Origin of the sequence: Kitasatospora paranensis, assembly GCF_039544005.1 — a bacterium.
GTDB classification, from domain to species: domain Bacteria; phylum Actinomycetota; class Actinomycetes; order Streptomycetales; family Streptomycetaceae; genus Kitasatospora; species Kitasatospora paranensis.
Window position 1 is genome coordinate 7,817,853 of record NZ_BAABKV010000001.1, and the last position, 22,083, is coordinate 7,839,935.

Sequence of the window (22,083 nt, forward strand, 5' to 3'; positions counted from 1 at the left end):
CGCACGGCGTCACCGGCCGCGTCGTCGCCTCCTTCGAGCCGGGCGAGGCCCCCGCCGGGCTGCCCGAGGCACCGCCGCCGACCCGGGCGAGCCTCGGCGCGACCTACCACCTCCTCCAGCTCGCCAGCGCCCTCACCGAGGCGGTCACGGTGCGCGAGGTCTGCGACACCGTGACCGAGCAGATCCTGCCCGGATACGGCGGCCAGGAGATCGCCATCTACCTCGCCCAGGCCGGCCGGATGCACCTGGTCGGGCAGACCGGCTACCAGGACGGCTTCCTCGACCGGTTCGAGGCCACCCCGCTGCGCGCCCGGCTGCCGGGCACCGAGACGCTCTCCACCGGCGCGCCGCTGTTCTTCGAGACCCCGGCCAGCTCCAGGCCGCCTACCCCGGCATCCCGCAGGACGAGATGTGCGCCTGGGCGTTCCTGCCGCTGATCGCCTCCGGCCAGGCCGTCGGCAGCTGCATCCTCGGCTTCGACCGGCCGCGCACCTTCACCGCCGAGGACCGCGTCCAGCTCACGGCGCTGGGCGGCCTGATCGCCCAGGCGCTGGAACGCGCCCGCCTCTACGACGCCGAGTTCGCCCTCGCCCGCGGCCTCCAGCAGGCGCTGCTGCCGCACCGGCTGCCGGAGGTCACCGGTGTCGGCATCGCCGCCCGCTACCTGCCCGGCACCCGCGGCATGGAGATCGGCGGCGACTGGTACGACGCCATCGCCACCCCGTACGGGCTCTGCCTGGTCATCGGCGACGTCGAGGGCCACAACGTCGGGGCGGCCGCCACCATGGGGCAGCTGCGCAGCGCCGTCCGCGCCTTCGCCTCGGGCGGCAGCCCGCCGGCCGAGGTCCTCGTCCGGACCAACCACCTGCTGGTCGACCTCGACCCGGGGCTGCTCGCCAGCTGCTGCCTGATCCACCTCGACCCGGCCGAGGGCCGGGCCTATGGCGTCAGGGCCGGCCACCTGCCGCCGCTGCTGCGGCTGCCCGACGGGTCCGCCGAGGTCGTCGACCTGGAGGGCGGTCCGCTGCTCGGGGTGGACCGCTCCGCCCAGTACCCGACCACCCGCTTCCTGCTGCCGGCCGGTGCCGTCCTCGCGCTCTACACCGACGGTCTGGTCGAGTCGCCGGCCATCTCGATCGACGAGGGGATCGAGCACCTGCGGGCCGCGCTCGCCCACGTCGTGCCGGCCACCCTGGACCGGCTGGCCGAGCGCCTGGTCGCCCGGGCCCGCCGCTCCACCCAACGCCTCGACGACATCGCGCTGCTCCTGGTGCGGCGCGGCTGAGCGCCACGGCCGGGCTGAGCGCCACGGCCCGGCCCGCCGGCGGGCGCGGTGCGCGTCCGCCCCGAGGGCGACTTTCGTCGCAGCGGATCGCGACGGAAGAGGACAGAGCCGCGCCGCGCGGGGTCGCTAGCCTCGCTGTGTGAGATCGAAGCCGAAGGACGCGCTCCGCGCCGGGCCCGTCCCCGCCTGGTGGCCGGCCGCGCAGGCCGCCACGCCGCGCGCGCTGCTCCGTCGCGTCCTGCCCGGGCCGTGGCGGGTGCGCGCCGTGCTGTCCGAGACCGTCCCGGCGGTGCTCCTCGGTGGCCTCGTCGGCGTCCTGGGGGTCGACGACCACGGCCCGTGGGCGGCCGCGGGCGCCGGCCTCGCCGCGGCGCTGCTGTACGTGCTGCGCCGCGGGCTGCCCGCGGTGGTGCTGGTGTTCGCGGGCGCCGGGGCGGGCGCCGACGGCGCCTTCCTGCCGCTGCTGGTGGCCGCGGGCTGGTCGGCCGGGCGGCGGATCGCCAGCCCGGCCACGCTGACCACCGCCTTCACGGTCGCGCTGGCGGTGACCGTGCCGGCCTCGGCCTGGCTCGACCCGGGCGGCGTCTCGCTGACGACCAACCTCGTCGTGTCGGCGGTCGGCTTCCTGCTGCTGGCGGTCCTGCCCGCCGTCATCGGCCGGTACCGCGCCCAGCGCAGGGCGCTGCTCACCGCCCTGCGCGAGCGCAACGACCAGTTGCTGCGCGAGCGGGAGATGATCGCCCGCCAGGCCCGGCTGCGCGAGCGCCAGCGGATCGCCCAGGACATGCACGACAGCCTCGGCCACCGGCTCGCCCTGATCTCCGTGCACACCGGTGCCCTGGAGGTCGACCGCACCCTGACGGACCGGCAGCGGGAGGCCGTCGCCGTGCTCCGCGAGGCCGCGGCCGGCGCGATGCGGGAGCTCCGCGAGGTGGTGCTGCTGCTCCGGGACGACGCGGTGACGGAGACCGGCGGCGTCGAGGGCGTCGACCGGCTGGCCGCGGAGTCCCGCGCGGCCGGGGTCGACGTCATTGTCCACCACGGCGGCGAGCCGCGGCCGGTCACCGCCCCGGCCGGCCACGCCGCGTACCGGATCGTCCAGGAGGGCCTGACCAACGCCCACAAGCACGCGCCCGGCACCCCGATCGCCGTCGCGCTGCGCTGGGAGCCCGATGCCCTGCTGGTCGAGGTGGTCAACGGCCCGGCGCCCCTGCCGGAGGGGGCGGCGATCGGCAGCGGCCAGGGCCTCACCGGCCTGCGCGAGCGGGCCCGGCTGCTCGGCGGCATCGTGCACGCCGCCCCGACCTCCGACGGTGGCTTCCGGCTGGCCGGTGTCCTGCCCTACGACGGAGCCGGTCCGCCCGGGGTGCTGGAGCAGGCCGCCGAGACGGATCTGCTCCTGCCGCCGATGCCGCCGGATCCGGGGGCGCGCCGCAGCCCGGCGATCGGGTGCGCACTGGGCGCGGGCCTGGTGCTGCTGATCACGATCGGCGCGCTGACCTGGGGCGGGTTCGCCTTCGTCCGATCGGTGCACAACGCCACCCTGTCGCGTGCGGCCTTCGACGCCATGCCGCTCGGTGCCCCGGAGGCCGAGATACGGCCGCAGCTGCCGCCCGGCAGCAACCTGATGACCGCCGACTACCGCGCCTCGGGGCCGCCCGCCCCTGCAGACGCGTCCTGCGAGTGGTTCATCTCCGGCGACGAGAACGCCCCGCTGCAGACCGAGACGGTGCTGCGGCTGTGCTTCCGAGGCGGTCGGCTCGTCGACAAGCAGCACTACGCTGCCGGGGGGTGATCCCCGCCCGCCGCCCGCCACCCCGCCCGACTGGAGACCGCACAGTGATCAAGGTCCTCGTCGCCGACGACGAGCCCCTCATCCGGGCCGGCATCCGGATGATCCTCACCTCGGCCGACGACATCGCCGTGGTCGCCGAGGCCGCGGACGGCCGGGAGGCGCTCGAACTCGCCCGTGTGCATGCCGTGGACGTCGTCCTGCTCGACATCCAGATGCCGGTGATGGACGGTCTCACCGCCCTGGCCGAGCTGCCGCGGGCCGCCCCGGGGCGCGGGCCCTGATCCTCACCACCTTCGGCGAGCGGGAGAACGTCCTGCGCGCGGTCGCCGCCGGCGGCGCCGGCTTCCTGCTGAAGGACACCGCGCCCGGCGAGCTCATCCAGGCGGTACGGGCGGCGGCCGGCGGCAACGCCTTCCTGTCGCCCGCCGCCACCCGGCACATCGTCGACAGTCTGGCGGCCGGCCGGGCCACGGCCCGCGGGGAGGCGGCCCGCACCCGGCTGGCCGTGCTGACGGAGCGTGAGCGCGAGGTGGTGGACCTCCTCGGCGAGGGCCTGTCCAACGCCGACGCGGGCGCCCGGCTGCACATGAGCGAGGCCACGGTGAAGACCTATGTCAGCCGCATCCTGTCCAAGCTCGGCTGCGACAACCGGGTCCAGGCCGCCCTGCTGGCCCGCGACGCCGGGCTGTGAGCCGCGACGCCGGGCTGTGAGCCGGGCCGCCGGGGCCGGGCCGTGCGCGAGCCGTGTGCGAGCGGGGCGGGCTCCGGCGGCCGCTCAGTACGCGTGGGGATGCGCAGGGCCGCCGCTGCTCAGCGCCAGGGCGATCGTCCAGGCGGTGAGCAGCAGCATCACCGCCAGCACCAGGCAGCCCCAGCCGGCCCACCGCTCTTCCCGGCGTCGGCCCATCCGCCGCACCTCCCCGCCGCACCCGCCCGACTTCCGCCCCCATCACAGGGGAGTGCGGACGTGCCGTCAAGGAGTTGCGCAGAAAAGTCGACGTGTACACGGCGAAAAGATGGCGGCCGGGTCGGCCACGCGCCGTCAGCCCTGCGGCAGCAGAGCCAGATGGAGCCTGGCCTGGGTCCGGTCGAGTTCCCCGGTGAGCTCGGCCCGCAGGGCAGGGAGCAGGGCCAGCGCGGCGCGTGCCGCGTCCACGGTCGGAGCGGGATCGGCCTGGGCGGCGGTCACCGCGGCCCGCAACGGCATGGTCACCAGCGCGGTCTCCCACGCCGTGCGGTGCACGCCGGTGGCGTAGTGCGCCGTCAGGTACTCCAGTGGGGACAGCGCCAGGGCGCCGTCCTCGCCAGGCCCGGCCAGCCGGTCGCTCGGCAGCAGCCAGGCGACGCCGTGCCGCGCGACCAGTTCGAACGCCTTGGACTCGTCGGGCACGGCCGACCGCCGGTCGCCCGGAGTGGCGGCCAGCAGCAGGGCGTCCAGCATCGCCGCCTCGCGCGGATCGGCCGGCCGGTCCGGATCCGGACGGTCGGCCAGCAGCTGGGCCAGGTGGTAGCGCTGGCCCCAGCTGCCCACCCAGCGGCGCATGGCGCCCGCCCGGGTCTCGCGCAGCGCCGCCAGGGCCAGCGCACGGGTGGTCAGGTCGCGCCGGACGAGCACGCCGGTGGCGTCCGATCCGGCCCGGCGCAGCACGGACCGGACGCTGTCCGGGGCGGGGCCGTCGTACCAGCGGAGCGTCCAGCTGCGCCGCGCCGGGTCGTACTGCGGCTCGAACGGTGTGCGGTACTGGGCGGCGAGCCGGTCGGCCAGCCGGCGCAGCCGCGGCCCGCGGTGGGGGAGGGGTCGGCATGCCAGCACAGTAACCAGCGCCGGGCCGCCCGGCAGGCGACGCGCGGCCCGCCTCACCCGGTGGACGCGCCCGGCGGCGGCCATGGGGGTGAACCGATCGGCCGGACGGCCGCGGCCGCTGCGGCCGGATGCCGGAGCCCGCGGTCACCTCGGGGAACTGCCGCGGAGGCCAACTGCGTTGGCCGTGCTCAGCCGAATTCGACGGCCCGGATCCGACGGGCCCCGGATCGGTCGAGAAGGACGGTCGACGCACAGTCACCGGCCGGGCCGCCCGCCGCCGCGAGTTCCGCGTGCAGCCGGGCGGTCGCCCGGCGGTGGCGCAGGAAGGCGTAACGGGACACCTCCCGGCCGCGGGCCCGCTGCCCGTCGGCGGCCTGGTCCGCGGTGGCGTCCAGCAGGATCAGGTGCAGCCGCCGGCCCTGCCGGGCCGCCGTCCTGGCGAGCCAGTCGCGCACCCACGGCAGGCTGCCGCAGTCGTGCACGACCAGCGGCCCGCCGGCCTCCACCGCCCGGCGCAACCCGCGGTAGTGCTCCAGGCGCACCAGGGGTCGGTAGAGCGCGTACGGCAGGAGCGGCAGCCGCTGCTCGTAGCGTTCCCGGACGAGCTGCGAGTCGACCAGCGGGGCCCGGGCGCACCGGCGCATCAGGGTGGACTTGCCGCTGCCGGGCAGTCCGGTGACGGCGACCAGGTCGTCCGCCGGGTACCGCAGCACGGTCGGGACGGAGCGGCGCCGCAGGTCGTGCAGGCCGTCGGGGCGCAGCAGCCCGCCCTGGAACGGCACGGCCGCGCCGGGTGCCGCCCCGTGCGGAGCGGCCGCGGTGTGCGACGGCTCGGCACCCGCGGCCCGTGCCTGCGGCGGGCAGCCCCGGAGTAGGGGCCGCGCGGCCCGCGCGGCGCCCGGTTCGGTCCTGCCGTCCTCGACGGCGGACCCGGTACCGACGGTCTCGTGCACCGTCCCCTCCTTCCGGTACCCGCTGCCCCCGCCCGGATCGGACAAGGGTTCTTCAAGAGAGGGTAATCGGATGGTCCGCACCGGCGGCCGGGTGTGCGGGGCCGTGACCGGCCTGTGGCCTGCCGGGACGGCTTCGCGACGGTGCCGTGACATCGGCCGCGAGCAGGGCGGCTGACATCCCGTCGGCCGTGTCGCCCGCCGGGCGGACGGGGTGGCCCTCCGCACGCGAACCCGTCCGTTCCGTGACCCTGTTGTAGCCGTTCGGGGACGACTTGGGTGATCTTGCCCCGTTGGTTCGTGGCATCCTGGAGCGCTACGGACGAGCCGTAGGGAGACGGCGGGGGGACGGGAGTCGTGCGGATGAGGTTCTGCTTCCTGGTCGAGGAGCACTATCGGAACGACGGCATGCCGCTCGATGTGGTGCGTCAGCTGTCGGAGTGGGGCCACCACGTCGATGTCGTACGGCCGGGCGGCTCGCTGCTCGACCTGAACCGGCTGGTCCAGGCGGGCGACCACGACGCCTGGGTGCTGAAGACCGTCTCCGGCGGGCCCGGGCTCGGCCTCCTGGAGGCCGCCGCCACGGTCGGCCTGACCACGGTGAACGACGCCCGCGCGATCCGGCCCGTCCGTGACAAGGCCCAGGCGGCCGTCATCGCCGCCCACCGCGGACTCCCCGTCCCGACCACCTGGGCGGCCGCCCGCTGGGAGGACTTCGGCCGGATACCCGACGTGCACTACCCGTTGGTCGTCAAGCCCGCCGACGGCAGCTCGGGCCGCGCCGTCCACCTGGTCGAACACCCCGAGAGCCTCGCCCTGCTCGGCGCCGAACTCGGCGGCGAGGGCCTCCTGATCGCCCAGCCGTACGTGCCCAACGGCGGGCTGGACCTCAAGGTCTACAGTGCGGGCGGCGAACTCTTCGCCACCGAGCGCACCTCCCCGCTGCACCCGCACCACCCGCACCGCGAACGCCCGGTGACCCTCGCGCCGGAGGTCGCCGCGGTCGCCGCCCAGGTCGGCGAGGTCTTCGGCCTGGACCTCTACGGTGTGGACATCCTGGTCGGCCCCGACGGGCCGGTGGTCGTCGACGTCAACGACTTCCCGAGCTTCCGCCAGGTCCCGCAGGCCGTCGCCAAGGTGGCCCGCGCGGTGCTGCGGCTGGCCCGCACCGGGTCGTCCTGGCCCTCCGTCGCCACTGTGCCAGCCCAGGCATCCGCCGCTGCCCCTGCCCAGGCGTCGGCCCCGGGCCTGCCGGCCGCCGTGGGCGGTGGCGCGTGAGCGGCACCCGCCCGCTGACGGTCACCCTGCTCACCGCCGACCCGGAGCACCCGCTGCTCGCCGCCGCCACCGGACTGCTGCGCGCGTCCGGCCACCGGGTGGAGCCGCTCCACCCCGCCGCGCCCGCGCCGCCGGCCGCACGGCCGGACGTCTGCCTGCTCAAGGCCCGCACCCGACAGGCGCTGGCCCTGGCCGGCCGGCTCGCCGAACAGGGCGTCCCGGTGGTCAACTCCGTCGCGGCCACCGCCTTCTGCCAGGACCGGCAGCAGATGGCCGACTTCGCGCTGGCCGTCGGCCTGCCCTTCGCCCCCACCCGGCCGGCCGACCTCGCCACGCTGACGGTCACCGACCCGGTCGTGGTGAAGAGCCGGCACAGCCGGCGCGGCGACCTGGTGGCCGCCGCGACCTCCACCGCGCAGATCCGCGAACTGGCCGCCCGGTGGCCGGACGAGCCGGTCGTCGTCCAGCCGCTGGCGCCCAACGACGGCTGGGACCGCAAGCTCTGGGTGGTGGACGGCACGGTCTTCGCCGAACGCCGCCGCTCCGAACTCGCCGATCAGGACACCCTGCCCGGCGGAGCCCCGGGCACCGGGGCATCGGCCCGCCGCCCGCTGCCGCCCGCCGACCTGCCCGCCGACTGGCGCGAACTCGTGCTGGCCACCGGCGAGCTGTTCGCCCTGGACGTCTACGGCGTCGACATCCTCGAGGTCGAGGGTGCGCCGCTGATCGTCGACGTCAACGCCTTCCCCGGCATCCGCGGGCAGGACGGCGCCCCGCGGGCCCTCGCCGACCTCGCTGTCAGTACCGCCACCGGCGGACGGCTGCGCGAACCCGCCCGCGCCTGACCCGCGGGCCGGGCGGGGGAGTCCGGCGGCGCGCTGCCGCTGTACGGGGCCGGTGCTACCAGTCGGTGCCGCGCACCTCGAAGCCGTCCAGCCCCTCCGGCGGCTCCTCGACGACGTGGCGCTGCTCCACGACCGCCCGGCTCGGTCCGCGCCCGCACCAGGCGACCAGCCGCTCCACCGCGTCCGGCCCGCCCTCGAAGACGGCTTCGACCCGCCCGTCCGGCAGATTCCGCACCCAGCCGGCCAGACCGGCGGCCGCCGCCTCGCGCCGACAGCTGTCGCGGAAGAACACGCCCTGCACGACCCCCGACACCACCACACGCTTTCGGATCACGTCCGCCAGCTTTACCCGGACGCGCCCGCGCGCCGGCGGACCGACGCGCCGGCACCTCCCACCCCGGCAGCCGACGGGCGACGGGCCGGCGTGCGCCCCGCGGCAGCAGCGCAGGAGCCCCCGCCCGCGGGACGACATCCCTGCGTAACCGTCACGCATCAGCCGCGACAAACGCTCCGCCTAGGCTGCCGGAAGGACCCCTGACCCGAGGAGGACCGTGCCGCGACGACCGACGGACGCACCCGGCTGGCTGGCGCATCCACTGCGATGGCAGCGCGGGCCGGTGCCGTGGCCGGCGGTGCTCCGCGGAGCGCTCGGCATGGGACCGGTCTTCGCCCTGGGTCTCGCCGGCGGCCACGGCCGGACGGCCGTGCTCGGCGGACTCGGCGCGATGTTCGCCACCATCAACGACCGCCCCGGCACCTGGCGCAGCGGCGCCGTGACGATCGTTCTGCCCGCCCTGGCCGGTGCGCTCGGCCTGCTGCTCGGCCAGGAGTCCGGATGGCGGGCCGTCCCGGTGCTCGCGGCGGTCGGCCTGGTGTCGGGCGCGATCAGTGTGGCCGGACCGGTCTGGTCGCTGGCCGGGCTGCAACTGCTGGTGCTCACCGCGGTCGGCAGCGGCACGGCCCCGCCCGCACCCGGCTGGCCGGGCGCGGGCGCGTTCCTGGCGGGCGCGGCCTGGCCGCTGCTGCTGCGCGTCCTCCTGCGGAGACCGTCGGGCGGCCGCGGCCGCGACGAGCGGGCCGCCGTCGCGGACGTGTTCGACGCGCTGGCCGACGCCCTCGACGCGGTCGGCACGGCCGGCGCGGAACCGGCCCGCCGACGGCTCACCGCGACCCTCGACCGGGCCGACGAGGCCCTCCGCCTCTCCGCCGTCCTCCGCCTGTCCGTCGTTCTCCGCCCCGCCGCCGTCCTCCGCCTCCGCACGCTGCTGCGCCGGCCGGGCCCGATCGGTGGGAGCCGACGCCCCGCCGGGCCGCCGGACGTGCGGCCGGCGGCCCGGCTGGATGCGGCCGCCGCACTGTGCGAGGCCGCGGTCGCGCTGCTCTGGGAGGGCGCACCCCTGCCGCCCCGGATCGGCGCCGGCCCGCGCCGGCTCGCCGAGGCCACCCGCCGGGACACCCTGCCCGGCCGGCTGCCGGCACCGGTGTCGGACACCGCGGCCCGCAGCGCCTTCGACCGGGCGGTGCTGGACGCCGGTCTCGCCTTCGTCGCCGACTCCCCGGCGGCGCCCCGGCCGGTCCGGCGGCCGCCGGTCCGACCGGCCGGGCCCGCGGGCCGGGCCTACGGGCTCCGGGTGTCCGCCTGCGTGACCGTCAGCACCGCCGTGGCCCTGCTGCTGCACGCCGACCACTGGTACTGGCTGCCGGCGACCGCCGCGTTCCTGGTCAAGCCGGAGCTGGGCCCGCTGTTCTCCCGCACGGTCAGCCGCTTCGCCGGGACGGCCCTCGCCGTGCTCGCCTTCGCGCCGCTCGCCCCGCTGCTCACCGGGCCCTGGCTGCCCGCGCTGACCGTCACCGCGGCCGGTGCGCTGATTCCGCTCGCCCTGCGGCACTTCGCCGCACAGACCGCCGTCGTCACGGTCACCGTGCTCGCCTTCGTCTCGGCCGGCGGCGACCGGGAGGCCGCCGGATCCCGCCTGGTGGACACCGCGATCGCCTGCGCCCTGGTGCTGCTCGTCGGACACCTGCCCCGGCTGGCCGACAGCCAGGTCCGGGTCGGGCACCGGTCCGCGCACGCCCTGCGGCACACCCGCCGCTACCTGGACCACGTGCTCGCGGACAGCCGCGCGGACGATCGCGCGGACGGCCCGGCGGATGCTCCCGCGGCGGCCGGGCAGCGGGCCGCGCTGCGCCGGGCCGCGTACGGGTCGCTGGCCGAGGCGCGGGCCGCCGCCGAGACCGCCGCGGCCGAGTTCCGGACCGGCGGCGGCCGGGACTGGCTGCGGGTCACCGCCGGCGCCGAGCGGATCGTGGACGCGGCGACCGCGTGCGCCGTCCGTCTGGAGCACGGTGCGGCCCGTCCGGCCGCGCCGGCGGCCCGTCAGGTGGCGGACGCGCTGGACGCCGTCGCCGACGCCCTGGAGCTTCCGGAGGCCGGCCCGCGCCGCCTCCCGGCGATCGGGGCGCCGCCGGAGGACTGCCGCACCCTGCACGACATCGTCGCCGAACTCCACCGGATCCGGGATCTCACCACGGCGGCCTGACCGGCCCTGCCCGCCCCAGCCCGCTTCCCGCCCGCGGTCCGCCGACCGGCCGCCACCGCTGCGACCTGCGGCGGAGGTGCCCACGGGCAGCGGATAGGATGCATCGGTACAGCCCCCGGCGGTCAGCGGCGACCGCCCGTCGATCCGACCCCCTGTCCGACCCGACGGGCCGTCCCACGGAGCCTTCCCATGCCACTGGCGCTTGTCGCCCTCGCCGTCACCGCCTTCGCCATCGGCACCACCGAGTTCGCCGCCATGGGGCTGCTGCCGGAGATCGCCGGCGGTCTGCACGTCTCCATCCCCCGGGCGGGCTGGCTGATCTCGATGTACGCGCTGGGCGTGGTGATCGGCGCGCCGCTGCTCACCGCGGCCTGCGCCCGGCTGCCGCGCAAGGCCGTCCTGGTCGGCCTCACCGGGCTGTTCACCATCGGCAACCTGCTCTGCGCGATCGCGCCGAACTTCACCTTCCTCGCGGTGGCCCGGCTGATCACCGGTCTGCCGCACGGGGCGTTCTTCGGCGCCGGCGCGGTGGCCGCGGCGGAGCTCGCCGCCCCGCACCTGAGGGCCCGTGCGGTGTCGGTGATGTTCTCCGGCCTGACGGTGGCCAACATCCTGGGGGTGCCCGCCGCGACGCTGCTGGGCCAGCAGCTGGGCTGGCGCGCCGCGATGCTGGTGGTGGTCGCGATCGGGGGCCTCGGCGTCCTCGCGATCGCCCGCTTCGTCCCGCACCTGCCGAGCCATCCGCAGGCGGGCCTGCGGCACGAGCTCTCCGCCTTCCGCAGCGGTCAGCTGTGGCTGGCGCTGGCGACCGTGGTGGTCGGCTGCGCGGGACTGTTCGCCTGCTACAGCTACATCACCCCGACCCTGACCGAGGTGGCGGGCTTCGCGGAGAGCTCGGTGACGGTCGTGCTGGCGCTGTTCGGCGTCGGGATGACGATCGGCAACCTGGTCGGCGGGTACGCCGCGGACCGGGCACTGCGGCCGAGCATCTGCGCGGCGTTCCTGCTGATGGCGCTCGCCCTCGGCCTGTTCGCGGTGACCGCGCACGCCCGCTGGTCGGCGGCGCTGACGGTGGTCCTGATCGGCGTGTTCGGCTTCGCGGTGGTGCCGACCGTGCAGACCCTGGTGCTGCAGAAGGCCCGGAACGCGCCGACGCTGGCGTCGGCCACCGTGCAGGGCGCCTTCAACCTGGCCAACGCCCAGGGCGCCTTCCTCGGCGGGCTGGCCCTCAGCGCCGGATTCGGCTGGACCTCGCCCACCCTGGTCGGCGCCGTGCTGGCGACGGCGGGCTGTGCGATCGCGGTGGCGTCCTGGGCGCTGGACCGGCGCGGCGGCGAGCCGTCCCGGGTAGCCGCGGTCGCGGCCGGGGAGGCGCCGCGCCAGCAGGTCCACTGACGCGCCGCGCCCCCGTTGCGCCGGCCGGCCGGTGGATCGGCCGGGTCGGCCGGCGGGTTGAGTTCTGTCAGCGGGCTCAGTCGGTCAGCGGGTTGTCCGGCGCGAGCACCGTGGAGATCCGCTGGGCGACGGTCTCGGCGGTGTTGCGCTCCTCCGGGGTGCCCGGGTTCTTGGTGCTGGAGACGGCGATCGCCAGCTTCTGCTGCGGCAGGTACGCCTGGATGGCCGCGTAGCCGGAGAACGACGGGTTCTGCACCACCCAGCTGTTCGAGACGATGATGCCCAACCCGAAGTGCTTGGCCTCGGTGTTGTGCAGGCAGACGTCGGCCGGGCAGGTGGCGGTGGGGGTGCCGAGCCCGACCGTGCCGGGGTCGAGCTGCACCTTGAAGCTGCGCCGCGACAGCAGTTCACCGTCGCCGATCGCCTGCGCGGACCGGGCCAGGTCGCAGACGTCCATGGTGATGACGGCGCCGGGGGCGGTCGTCCAGGAGGGGTTCCAGAAGGTCGACTCCTCGTAGAGGCCCGCTCGGAGGTGAAGGCGTGCAGCACCGGATCGGGGATCTCGGGGGTGAACGAGTTCGAGGTGTGGCGCAGCCCGAGCGGGTCCATCACGCGCTCCTGCAGCAGCCGGTCCAGCCGGGTGCCGGTGATCTTCTCCAGCGCCGCACCGAGGAGCTGGAAGTTGGCGTGCGAGTAGCTCCAGTTGGTGCCCGGCCGGTACCAGAGCGGGTGGCTCGCCGAGATCCCGACGACCTCCTCGGGCGTCCACTGCTTGAAGGGGTGGGCCTCCAGTTCGGCGAGGAAGACCGGGTCGGTGACGTAGTCGTGCAGGCCCGAGGTGGAGCTGCCGAGCATCCGCAGGGTGATCTCGTCGGCGTGCGGGGCGTCGGGCAGCCACCGGGAGATCTTGTCGTCGAGGCCGACCCGGCCCTCCTGGACGAGCTGCAGCAGGACGGTGCCCATGTAGGCGATCCCCACCGAGCCGGCCCGGAACTGCATGTCGGGTTCGGCGGGCACGTCGGTCATGGACTCGCCCAGCGCGTCGGTGATCAGCTCCTTGCCGTCGACCGTGACCTTGAACTCGACCGACTTGAGGTCGAGGTCCCGCTGGGCCTGCCGGACGGTCTCCAGGACGCGGCGGGCCTGGCCCCTCAGCGGCTGCGGCGTGCTGGTGCAGGCGTGCTCACCGTGCCCGCGGACGGCCGCGGCCGGGCGGGTGTCCGCGGCCGCGGCCGTCGCCGTGGTCTGCAGGGTGGCGGTGATCAGTGTGGCGGCGCACAGCAGCGCCCTCCGAGTGCGTGTCATGCCCGCACTATGAGCGGACGAACCGTCGGAAACGGCACGCAACACTCCGCCGACTCCTCCGTTCGGAGCACCGCACCGCGTCCTGCTCCGGCCGTCGGGGACCCGTCAGTCGGCCGGTGCGATCAGCCGCCCGGTGGCGGCCGCGTACACCGACAGCGCCTCGGTCGGGCACAGCTCGGCGGCCTGTGTCAGCGCCGGCGCCGCCTCGCCCGGAGTGGCGCCCGCCGGGTGGCGCGGACGCGCCCGCCCGTCCGCGCCGAGCTCCAGCGCGCCGGGCGCGGCGGCCGCGCACTGCCCCGAACCCACGCACCGCAGCCGGTCCACCCGGACGTCCAGACCCTGCGCGCCCGCCGCGGCGCCGGCCGTCACCAGGCCACCGCCAGCCGCAGCGGACTGCGGGTGAGCAGGCCCTGCCGCCAGGCGATCGCCTCGACCGGCTCCACCAGCCGCAGCCCCGGGAACCGCGCCGCCAGCCGGTGCAGGCCCAGCTCCAGCTCCATCCGGGCCAGCCAGGCGCCCAGGCAGTGGTGCGGCCCCGCGCCGAAGGTCAGGCTCGGCGTCGGCAGCGGCTCGAACAGCTCCAGGTGTTCCGGGTACACCGCCGGGTCGTGGTTGGCGGAGCGGGTGTCGGCGGCGACCACGCTGCCGGCCGGGATCAGCACCCCGCCGATCTCGACGTCCTCGACGGCCCGGCGCAGCTGGCCCGGCAGCGTCGTGTTGTCGCCCAGCGGCACCGCCCGCAGCAGCTGCTCGGCGGCGGCCGCCGCCTGCTCCTCGCCCTCGGCGATGCGCGCCCAGGCGGCGCCGTCGTCCGCCCCCAGCAGGTAGACCAAGGCGTTGCCGAGGGTGGTCATCGTGGTCTCGTGGCCGGCGACGACCAGTCCGCAGACCAGCGAGGTGAGCTGCCGCTCGTCGACGCCGCCCGTCCGGTCGGCCGCCTCGACCAGGCTGCTCACCAGGTCCTCGCCCGGGTTCTTGCGCCGTTCCACCACCAGGCGGTGGCCGAACTCCCCGAACTCCTGCATGGCCAGGCCGATCTCCTCCGCGGTGTACGCGGTGGCCGACAGCGCGTGGTCGCTCCAGTGGCCGAGCCGCTCCAGGTCGAGGCCTTCGAGGCCCATCAGCCTGCTGATCACCGCCACCGGCAGCGGGCGGCTGAACGCGGCGACCACGTCCGTGGGCGAGCCCTCGGCCGCGAGCCCGTCCAGCAGCCCGTCCACCACCGAGGCGACCCACGGCCGCCAGCGGGCGATCGCGCGCGGGGTGAAGGCCCGCTGCACCGTGCGGCGCAGCCGCTGGTGCTCCTCGCCGTCGAGGTTGAGCAGGGTGTCGGGATCGTCCAGCAGGTTGGGCACCAGCGTCACCGGGGGCGCCCCGGGCGCGTACAGCGCCGACCGGTTGATCCGCGGGTCGGTCAGCACCTGCCGGACGTCCGGGTGGCGGGTCACCAGCCAGACGGGCGTGCCGGTGGGGAGTGCGGCCAGGCGCGGCGGGCCCGGTTCGGCGTGGCGCAGGCAGTGCAGCGGGACGAGCCCGGGTGCGTCGGCTGCGTCGGGTGCCTGGTGTGCGGTGGTCATCCGTCCTCCTGGCGTCGGTGGTCCGGCGTGCGGGCCGGGGCGGGCGCCGCCGTGTACGCGACGGTGCCCGCACCCGACCGTACGTGCGCTCCGGGCTCGCAGAAAGGACGCGAAATCAGCCAACCGGCGCGGCCGGCAGGCGTGTTCGACCGGTCAGACCCCCGTCTCGGCGGGCAGCCGGCCGGCCCGCACGGCGGCCAGCAGCGCCGCGTGGTCGGCCTCGCTGCGGTCCGCGTAGGCGACCGCGAACGCCGCCATCGCCTCGTCCAGCTCCTCGCTCCGCCCGCAGTACCCGGCGATCTCCGCGGCGTCCGCGGTGTGCGAGTGCGCCCGGGCCAGCAGCGCGCCGGTGAGCCGGCCGTAGTCGTCGAGCTGCTCGGGCCGCAGCGCCGCCGGGTCCACGCTGCCCTTGCGGTTGCGGAACTGCCGTACCTGGTAGGGCAGTCCGTCCACCGTCGTCCAGCCCATCAGGACATCGCTGACCACCTGGATGCGGCGCTGCCCGAGCACCACGCGCTGCCCCTCGTGCATCGGCGCGCCGCCCACCGGGAAGCCCGCCCGGACGAGGTGCGGCAGCAGGACGGACGGCCGGGCCTCCTTCACCTGCAGCACCAGCGGCTGCTCCCGGCGGTCCGTCAGCAGCACCACGTACGCCCGGGTGCCGACGCTGCCCGTCCCGACGATCCGGAACGCCACGTCCTGCACGCTGTACCGGGCCAGCAGCGGCCGCAACTCCGGTGCCACGCTGTCCAGATATCCCGCGAGCGAGCCGGCCACCGCGGTCGCCTCCGGCTCCGTCACCTCGCTGAGCACCGGGGGCGCCGCGGTGAACCGCCACCCGCCCTCCTCGTCACGGACGGTGGACTTCGCCGCGAACCGCGCACTGGTGTTGCGCAGCGCCTTCTCGCCCACCGACGCCAGCACGTCGGCCAGTTCGTGCGCATCCGCGAAGGCCACCAGGTGGTCGTCGGCGATCGCGTTCCAGGCGTCCAGCGCCGACAGCTTCGCCAGCCGGCGCATCGTCCGCCGGTAGGACGCCGCGGCGTCGAACGCGGCCTGCCGGCACACGTCCTCGCCCGCACCGGCCTGCCGGCCCGCCAGCACCAGGCTCGCCACCAGGCGCTTCAGATCCCACTCCCAGGGCCCGGGCACGGTCTCGTCGAAGTCGTTGATGTCGATCACCAGCCGGCCCCGGGCGTCGCCGTAGAGGCCGAAGTTGGCCGCATGCGCGTCACCGCACAGCTGCGCCGCCACCCCGGAGGCCGGGGTGACCGCCAGGTCGCAGGCCATCAGCCCGGCCGACCCGCGCAGGAAGGCGAACGGCGACGCCGCCATTCTGCCCACCCGTATCGGCACCAGGTGCGTGAGCCGCCCCAGGTTCGCCTCCGCCACCGCGTCGGCCACCTCGGGCCGATCCACCGGCAGCTCGAACCGGCCGTGCGCGGCGCGCGGCGCCTTCTCCCGCAGCGCCTTGCCGCGCCGCTTGCCGTCCCCCTGCGGCGGCCAGGGCGCGAACCCCGCCACCGTGTGCCGTCCGTCCGCCCCGCCCGTCGCCTGCCCGTCCGCCCCGCCCGTCGCCTGCCCGGCCATCCCCACCACGGACCCTCCCGTTCCTCTCCGCTCCGGACACCGACGCTGCTCCGGAGGCTGTTGCAGCGTCGAACGCTACCGGCAGCCCGATCCCGGTGGACAGCGCGGTCGGGGGCGGCCCGTAGCATTCGCGGTATGGCTCACGACCTCCACGCGCTGGACGACCCCTACCTCGCCTTCTGGCGCGAGTACCAGCTCTGCACGCTCACCACGCTGCGTGCCGACGGCACCCCGCACGTCGTCCCGGTCGGCGCCACCTTCGACCCGGCCACGCTGACCGCGCGGGTGATCAGCAGCCGGACGAGCCGCAAGGTGCGCAACGTGCTGGCGGCGGGGGAGGCCGGCGCCCGGGTCGCGCTCTGCCAGGTCGACCGGGCCCGCTGGGCAACGCTGGAGGGCCTGGCCCGGGTCAGCGACGAGCCGGCGGCGGTGGCGGACGCGGTGCGGCGCTATGCCGAGCGCTATCGGCAGCCGCGCGAGAACCCGGACCGCGTGGTGATCGAGATCGCCGTCGACCGGGCGCTCGGCCGGGCCTGACCGCGCAGCGCCCGGCAGCCGGCCGCCGACCGGTCGAGGCCGGGTGCCGGGTGCCGGGTGCCCCGCCGGTCAGCTCACCGCCACCGCCGACCAGGCCGCCGCCACCGCCGCGTACTCGGCCGAGCCGGTGCCGTAAAGGTCGGCGGCGGCCTTGAGGGTCGCCGTCCGGGCTCCGGCGTAGTTCGTCGACGAGGTCATGTAGACCGTCAGGGCCCGGTACCAGATCCGGCCCAGCGCGTCCCGGCCGATCCCGGTGACCGTCGACCCGTTGCAGGTCGGGCTGTTGTACGACACCCCGTTGACCACCTTGGCGCCGCTGCCCTCGGCGAGCAGGTACGCGAAGTGGTTGGCGACGCCGGACGAGTAGTGCACGTCGAGGCTGCCGACCCCGGAGCTCCAGCAGTCCGCCGACTTGGTGTCCTTCGACGGCTGGTCCATGAAGCGCAGCGCCGCCTTGCCGAAGCCCGGCTTCACGATCTGCTCGCCGATCAGGTAGTCGCCCGGGTCGGCGGGGTTCGCGGCGTACCACTCCACGAGGGTGCCCATGATGTCCGAGGTGGCCTCGTTCAGGCCGCCGGACTCGCCCGAGTAGGTGAGCTTGGCGGTGCGTGAGGTGACGCCGTGCGACATCTCGTGGCCGGCGACGTCCAGCGACACCAGCGGGCCGAACGTCGAGCCGTCGCCGTCCCCGTACGTCATGCAGAAGCAGCTGTCCTGCCAGAAGGCGTTGTTGTAGGCGCTGCCGTAGTGGACCCGGTTGTACGAGCCCTTTCCGTCCCCGGCGATGCCCGAACGCCCGTGCACGTTCTTGTAGTAGTCCCAGGTCACGTCGGTGCCGTACTGGGCGTCGACGGCCGCGCTGGCCCGGTCCGCGGTGGTCCCGGTGCCCCAGTGGTTGTCGGCGTCGGTGAACAGCGTGGCGGGTGCCCGGCTGAAGCAGATCGAGCCGAGGCACAGGTCGGTCTTGTTGGCCGCGTCCCCGGTGTAGGTGTTGCCCCGCCCCGGATCCTTCAGCTGGTAGGTACCGCCGGAGGCGGTCGTCTCCAGCGGGACGGTTCCGCCGTACAGCGAGGCGCCGTCGCCCGCGGCCGTCTCCAGCGCATCCCAGGTGTCGATCCGGGCCCCGGTGCGGGCGTCGGCGAGCACCGTCCGGGCGACCGGGTTACCGAGGTAGTCGGTGCCGGCGACGGTGGTCTGCCAGGCGAGGCGCGGTGCGCCGTGCAGCGCGTCCACCACCAGCTGCGGCTGTGCGCCGGGACGGACGCTGGTGCGGCCGGGCAGTGCGCCGGCCAGTGCGGCCTCGGCCTGCGCGGCCGCCGCCGAGGCGGGGACGGACGGCGTGGTGCCGTCCACCGCGAGTCGAGCCGTCGAGGCGCGGTCGGCGCCCCGGTAGGAGCCGTCCGCGGAGAGGTGGACGACGAGGTCGCCGCCGAGGACCGGCAGCCCGGCGTAACTGCGGTCGAAGCGGACGTGGCGGACGCCGTCGGCGTCCACCACCACGTCGCGGACGGCGTGCGTCTGCCGGTCGGTCACGCCGAGCCGGTCGGCGTGCGCGCCGAGGGCGGCCTCGGCCTGCGCGATCGCGACGGCGACCGGGGAGCCGTCCGCCCGGCCGCACCGGCGGGGGTGGCGGCGGACACCAGCGCACCCGCGACGACGGTGGCGGCGGTGGCAGCGGCGAGGGTAGGGGGAATGCGCATCGTGCTCCTCGGGTGAGGGGGACGGACCGCCGCGCGACGCGGGGCCCTGGAGCATGGCGCTGAACCTGAAGGGGGATCACGGCGGTGACGAGGACCCGCCGGAGTACGTTGTTTTACATGTGCAGGACAGCATTCGTCCAGAGTGCGAACCACCGGCGGCGCAGCCACCGCGCCCGATGACCGCTCAGAACTCCCCGGCCACCGGCACGGCGGACTCCGGCCGCTCCCGGTACGCGGACGGCGTGCACCCCAGCCGCGCCCGGAACCGGTTGCTCAGATGCGCCTGGTCGGCGAAGCCCGCCGCGGCCGCGATCTCCCCGAACGGCAGGGCCGTCCGCCGCGCGAGCTGGGCGGCCCGGGCCAGCCGCGCCCGCCCCAGCTCGGCCTGGAAGGACGTCCCCGCGGCGGCCAGTTCGCGCTGCAGGCTGCGCGGTGAGGCGTGCAGCCGGGCGGCCGCGCCGGCCAGCCGCCAGCCCGCGGCGGGCTCCGTCCGGATGACCGCGTCCAGCCGCTCCCGCACCCCGGCCGGTCGCGGCCGCAGCGCACCGCCGACCGGTTCCAGGCACCAGCCCGGCAGCGGCCCGCCGCCCGGGCCGAGCAACTCCGGCCGGGCGGTCGGGCCCGCCAGGCGCAGCCGCAGCCGGGCGCCGGTCGCTGCCGCCGCCTCGACGTGCAGCGCGCACACGAAGAGCGACTCCGCGCGGCTCGGCCGGCCGGCCAGCTCCGGCAGGTGACGGACGGCCAGTCCGCCGCCCGCGGGCACCGCAACCGTGCGGTGCCCGACGTGCAGCCACGGCTCCGTCCGCCCGGCGGCGGCCAGCAGCGCCGCCGGATCGTCCGGGCCGGCGTTCGGCAGCAGCGGTGCGACCAGGCGTCCGGCGGCGTCCCGGAGCCCCGGCCAGCCGGCCCGCGCCCGGAGCGCGGCCAGCAGTCGGGCGTGCAGCTCCTCGGGCACCCCGGCCCCGGCCGTGACCAGCGCGGCCGCCCGGTCGGCCGGGGCACCGGCCGGCCCGCTCACCGCCGCGGACAGCGAGGCGAGCACCGCCGCGGTCATTGCGGGGGTGCACCGTCCGGCCCGGCCCGGTGTCGCGGTGGAACATGGCGCGATCGTACAAGTGCCCGGCCCGGGGCCCGGGCCAGCATGGGCCCATGGACCTCAGCACCACACGCATCCTGGTCACCGGCGGCACCAGCGGTGTCGGCCGGGCCCTCGTCACGGCCCTCACCGAGCGCGGCGCCGCCGTCGCCACCTGCGGACGCACCGCCGTGCCCGGCCCGGACGGGCACGGCGGGCCCGTCCTGTTCACCGCGGACCTCGCCCGCCCCGGCGAGGCCGCCCGGCTGGTCGGACGCGCCGCCGAGCGGCTCGGCGGGCTCGACGCCGTCGTCGCCAACGCCGGTGTGCAGCGCGCGATCCCGCTCACCGACGGCACCGGGCCCGGCCTCCTCGACGTGATCCGGGACGAGTTCGCGGTCAACCTCACCTCGGTCGCCGAGCTCGCCGCCGCGGCCTGGCCGCACCTGGCCGCCGGCCCGCGGTCCGCGTTCGTCGCCGTCACCTCGGGCCTCGCCTACGCCCCCAAGCGCAGTGCCCCCGTCTACTGCGCGGCCAAGGCCGGCCTGCACACCCTCCTCGACACACTCCGCTACCAGGCCGAGGCCGCGACGCCGCAGGTGCGCGTCCAGAAGATCGTGCTGCCGCTGGTGGACACCGCGATGACGGCCGGACGCGAGGGGCCGGCCCGCAAGATCCCGGCCGAGGACGCCGCCGCCGCGATCGTCCGGGCCCTGCGGACGGGCCGCGCGGTCACCCCGGTCGGCGCCGCCCGCACCCTGCTCGCGCTCCACCGCCTCAGCCCGGCCGCGGCCCGCCGCGTCATGCGCGACGCCTGACCGGACGCCACCGTGCCGCGCCCGCCCCGCTCAGCCGCCGACCGGCCCCAGGTACAGGTACTCGGCGCGGCCCGAGCGGCGGGCGCCGTCCACCGACTCGACGAACCGCAGCCGGCGCGGCGTCAGCTCGGCGGCCCACTCCGCCAGGCCCTGCACCTTGAAACCGGTGTGCTCCGCCGGGTCGACCCGGACGGAGGCCAGCGCCTCGGCGTCCAGCGAACCGCCGTCGAACACGAAGCCGATCTTGAAGGGCAGCTCGCCCACCGGCGGTGCGAACATCACCGTGAGCAGCCGGCCCGGCTCCTCCGGGAGGCTCAGCCCGGTCTCCTCCCAGGTCTCGCGCCGCGCACACCCCCACGGGTCCTCACCGAAGTCGAGGTTTCCGCCGGGCAGCTGCCACAGCTCCGGGTCGTACACCGAGCGCAGCATCAGCGGCCGCCCGGCCCCGTCGGTGAGATGGGCCGCGGCGAAGACCGTGCCGTGCGGGAGCGTCCGGACGAACTCCGCGGTCGGCAGCATCTCCACGGCAGCCCCCATCCCGGCCGGGACTGTCAGTCGCCGGGGTACCGCACCCCGATCCTCTCCCGGACCGCGTCCAGCGTACGCATCACCGCGAGCGAGCCGTCCAGCGGCACCAGCGGGGACTCCGTCAGCCCCGCGCGCAGGCAGCGCACCACCTCCGCCGCCTCCGGCCCGTACCCGTGGCCGACGCGCGGCGCCGCCCGGAAGACCTCCGGCTCACGGCCGTCCCGGTGCAGCACGAAACCGTCCGGGTGGAAGAAGTCCCGGTCCAGCTCGATCCGCCCGGCCGCGCCCTGGATGCTCGCCCGCTGGCCGCTCTGCGCCACCAGCGAGCAGCCCAGCAGCGCCGTCGCCCCGCTCGCGTACCCCAGCACCACCGCCGTGTTGGCGTCCACCCCCTGCGGGGTCAGCGAGGCCACCGCCTGCACCGACTCCGGCTCACCGAGCAGCAGGTGCGCGAAGGACACCGGGTACACGCCCAGGTCCAGCAGCGCGCCGCCGCCCGCCGCCGGATCCCACAGCCGGTGCGCCGGATCGAAGGCCGCGGGGAAGCCGAAGTCCGCCTGTACGACCCGGACCTCGCCGATCGCCCCGTCCGCCACCAGCTCGGTGATCCGGCGCACCGTGGGGTCCAGGTACGTCCACATCGCCTCCATCAGGAACAGCCCCCGCTTGCGGGCCAGCGCGACCAGCTCCGCGGTCTGCCCGGTGTTCAGCGTGAACGGCTTCTCGCACAGCACCGCCTTGCCCGCGTCCAGCAGGAGCTCCGTCGCGGCGTGGTGCTGGGCGTGCGGCGTGGCCACGTACACCACGTCCACGTCGGCGTCCGCCGCCAGCGCCCGCCAGTCGCCGTACGCGCGCGGCACTCCGAAGCGCCCCGCGAACGCCTGCGCGGAGGCGTCCGTCCGGGAGGCGACGGCGAGCACCTCGGCGCCCTCCACCGCCAGCAGGTCCTCGGTGAACGAGGCGGCGATGCCGCCGGTCGCCAGGATTCCCCAGCGGATCGGGCGGTCGGTCACGGGCTCCATGCTGCTCCTCGGGGTCGGGGCCGGGCGGCGCCAGCGTAA

The 22,083-nt window shown here is 76.2% G+C and carries 19 protein-coding genes and 2 pseudogenes; 9 read left to right on the forward strand and 12 right to left on the reverse strand.

Going from position 1 to position 22,083, the window contains the following annotated elements:
• Positions 1-193: 193 nt before the first annotated feature.
• The 3 genes and pseudogenes from ABEB13_RS37120 (at position 194) to ABEB13_RS37130 (ending at position 3,771) form a co-directional block, all read left to right on the forward strand.
• On the forward strand, positions 194-1,285 hold the full coding sequence (locus ABEB13_RS37120) for a PP2C family protein-serine/threonine phosphatase (protein WP_345709960.1): 1,092 nt from the start codon (positions 194-196) through the stop codon (positions 1,283-1,285).
• A 139-nt stretch (positions 1,286-1,424) separates the two neighbouring features.
• Positions 1,425-3,080: a sensor histidine kinase gene (locus ABEB13_RS37125; protein WP_345709032.1), complete on the forward strand. Its 1,656-nt coding sequence runs from the start codon at positions 1,425-1,427 to the stop codon at positions 3,078-3,080.
• Positions 3,081-3,124: 44 nt separating this feature from the next.
• Positions 3,125-3,771 (forward strand): annotated as a pseudogene (locus tag ABEB13_RS37130) (response regulator).
• A gap of 84 nt (positions 3,772-3,855) precedes the next feature.
• On the opposite strand, the gene ABEB13_RS37135 reads toward ABEB13_RS37130, so the two are convergent.
• The 3 genes from ABEB13_RS37135 to ABEB13_RS37145 form a co-directional block, all read right to left on the reverse strand.
• Positions 3,856-3,987, reverse strand: a complete 132-nt coding sequence (locus tag ABEB13_RS37135) for a hypothetical protein (RefSeq protein ID WP_345709033.1) — start codon at positions 3,985-3,987, stop codon at positions 3,856-3,858.
• Positions 3,988-4,122: 135 nt separating this feature from the next.
• Complete coding sequence (locus ABEB13_RS37140; RefSeq protein WP_345709034.1) at positions 4,123-4,968, reverse strand: hypothetical protein; 846 nt, start codon at positions 4,966-4,968, stop codon at positions 4,123-4,125.
• Between the two features lie 104 nt (positions 4,969-5,072).
• Positions 5,073-5,837, reverse strand: a complete 765-nt coding sequence (locus ABEB13_RS37145; protein WP_345709035.1) for an AAA family ATPase — start codon at positions 5,835-5,837, stop codon at positions 5,073-5,075.
• 360 nt (positions 5,838-6,197) lie between these two features.
• Between ABEB13_RS37145 and ABEB13_RS37150 the strand changes: the two genes are divergently transcribed.
• Positions 6,198-7,112, forward strand: coding sequence for an ATP-grasp domain-containing protein (locus ABEB13_RS37150; RefSeq protein WP_345709036.1), 915 nt, complete (start codon positions 6,198-6,200; stop codon positions 7,110-7,112).
• The gene (locus ABEB13_RS37155; protein WP_345709037.1) at positions 7,109-7,957 is read left to right on the forward strand and encodes an ATP-grasp domain-containing protein; all 849 of its coding nucleotides are present in this window, start codon (positions 7,109-7,111) and stop codon (positions 7,955-7,957) included. Before ABEB13_RS37150 ends, ABEB13_RS37155 begins: the two co-directional genes overlap by 4 nt.
• Positions 7,958-8,012: 55 nt before the next feature.
• Here the strand turns inward: ABEB13_RS37155 and ABEB13_RS37160 are convergent, their stop codons facing one another.
• Complete coding sequence (locus ABEB13_RS37160; RefSeq protein WP_345709038.1) at positions 8,013-8,291, reverse strand: acylphosphatase; 279 nt, start codon at positions 8,289-8,291, stop codon at positions 8,013-8,015.
• Between the two features lie 319 nt (positions 8,292-8,610).
• Here ABEB13_RS37160 and ABEB13_RS37165 point away from each other — a divergent pair, with 319 nt between their 5' ends.
• Together ABEB13_RS37165 and ABEB13_RS37170 are read left to right on the forward strand one after the other, a co-directional pair.
• A complete protein-coding gene (locus ABEB13_RS37165; protein ID WP_345709039.1) occupies positions 8,611-10,497 on the forward strand; it encodes an FUSC family protein in 1,887 nt (628 codons plus the stop codon).
• A gap of 189 nt (positions 10,498-10,686) precedes the next feature.
• A complete protein-coding gene (locus ABEB13_RS37170) occupies positions 10,687-11,892 on the forward strand; it encodes an MFS transporter (protein WP_345709040.1) in 1,206 nt (401 codons plus the stop codon).
• 84 nt (positions 11,893-11,976) lie between these two features.
• On the opposite strand, the gene ABEB13_RS37175 is transcribed toward ABEB13_RS37170, so the two are convergent.
• The 4 genes from ABEB13_RS37175 to ABEB13_RS37190 form a co-directional block, all read right to left on the reverse strand.
• On the reverse strand, positions 11,977-13,197 hold the full coding sequence (locus ABEB13_RS37175; RefSeq protein ID WP_345709041.1) for a serine hydrolase domain-containing protein: 1,221 nt from the start codon (positions 13,195-13,197) through the stop codon (positions 11,977-11,979).
• A 105-nt stretch (positions 13,198-13,302) separates the two neighbouring features.
• The gene (locus tag ABEB13_RS37180; RefSeq protein ID WP_345709042.1) at positions 13,303-13,566 is read right to left on the reverse strand and encodes a ferredoxin; all 264 of its coding nucleotides are present in this window, start codon (positions 13,564-13,566) and stop codon (positions 13,303-13,305) included.
• Positions 13,563-14,774, reverse strand: a complete 1,212-nt coding sequence (locus ABEB13_RS37185; protein WP_345709043.1) for a cytochrome P450 — start codon at positions 14,772-14,774, stop codon at positions 13,563-13,565. The genes ABEB13_RS37180 and ABEB13_RS37185 overlap by 4 nt, the downstream gene beginning before the upstream one ends.
• A gap of 153 nt (positions 14,775-14,927) precedes the next feature.
• Complete coding sequence (locus ABEB13_RS37190) at positions 14,928-16,364, reverse strand: DUF2252 domain-containing protein (protein WP_345709961.1); 1,437 nt, start codon at positions 16,362-16,364, stop codon at positions 14,928-14,930.
• Positions 16,365-16,499: 135 nt separating this feature from the next.
• On the opposite strand from ABEB13_RS37190, the gene ABEB13_RS37195 reads away from it, so the two are divergent.
• Positions 16,500-16,901 (forward strand): pyridoxamine 5'-phosphate oxidase family protein, encoded by a 402-nt coding sequence (locus ABEB13_RS37195; protein WP_345709044.1) that lies wholly within the window; start codon positions 16,500-16,502, stop codon positions 16,899-16,901.
• A gap of 69 nt (positions 16,902-16,970) precedes the next feature.
• On the opposite strand, the pseudogene ABEB13_RS37200 reads toward ABEB13_RS37195, so the two are convergent.
• Both ABEB13_RS37200 and ABEB13_RS37210 read right to left on the reverse strand, forming a co-directional pair.
• Positions 16,971-18,601, reverse strand: a pseudogene (locus ABEB13_RS37200) (M4 family metallopeptidase).
• A 184-nt stretch (positions 18,602-18,785) separates the two neighbouring features.
• Positions 18,786-19,655: a helix-turn-helix domain-containing protein gene (locus tag ABEB13_RS37210; protein WP_345709047.1), complete on the reverse strand. Its 870-nt coding sequence runs from the start codon at positions 19,653-19,655 to the stop codon at positions 18,786-18,788.
• Positions 19,656-19,750: 95 nt separating this feature from the next.
• Here ABEB13_RS37210 and ABEB13_RS37215 point away from each other — a divergent pair, with 95 nt between their 5' ends.
• A complete protein-coding gene (locus ABEB13_RS37215) occupies positions 19,751-20,494 on the forward strand; it encodes an SDR family NAD(P)-dependent oxidoreductase (protein ID WP_345709048.1) in 744 nt (247 codons plus the stop codon).
• A gap of 30 nt (positions 20,495-20,524) precedes the next feature.
• Here the strand turns inward: ABEB13_RS37215 and ABEB13_RS37220 are convergent, their stop codons facing one another.
• A complete protein-coding gene (locus ABEB13_RS37220; RefSeq protein ID WP_345709049.1) occupies positions 20,525-21,031 on the reverse strand; it encodes an NUDIX domain-containing protein in 507 nt (168 codons plus the stop codon).
• Positions 21,032-21,045: 14 nt separating this feature from the next.
• Complete coding sequence (locus tag ABEB13_RS37225) at positions 21,046-22,044, reverse strand: Gfo/Idh/MocA family protein (RefSeq protein WP_345709050.1); 999 nt, start codon at positions 22,042-22,044, stop codon at positions 21,046-21,048.
• Positions 22,045-22,083 lie beyond the last annotated feature (39 nt).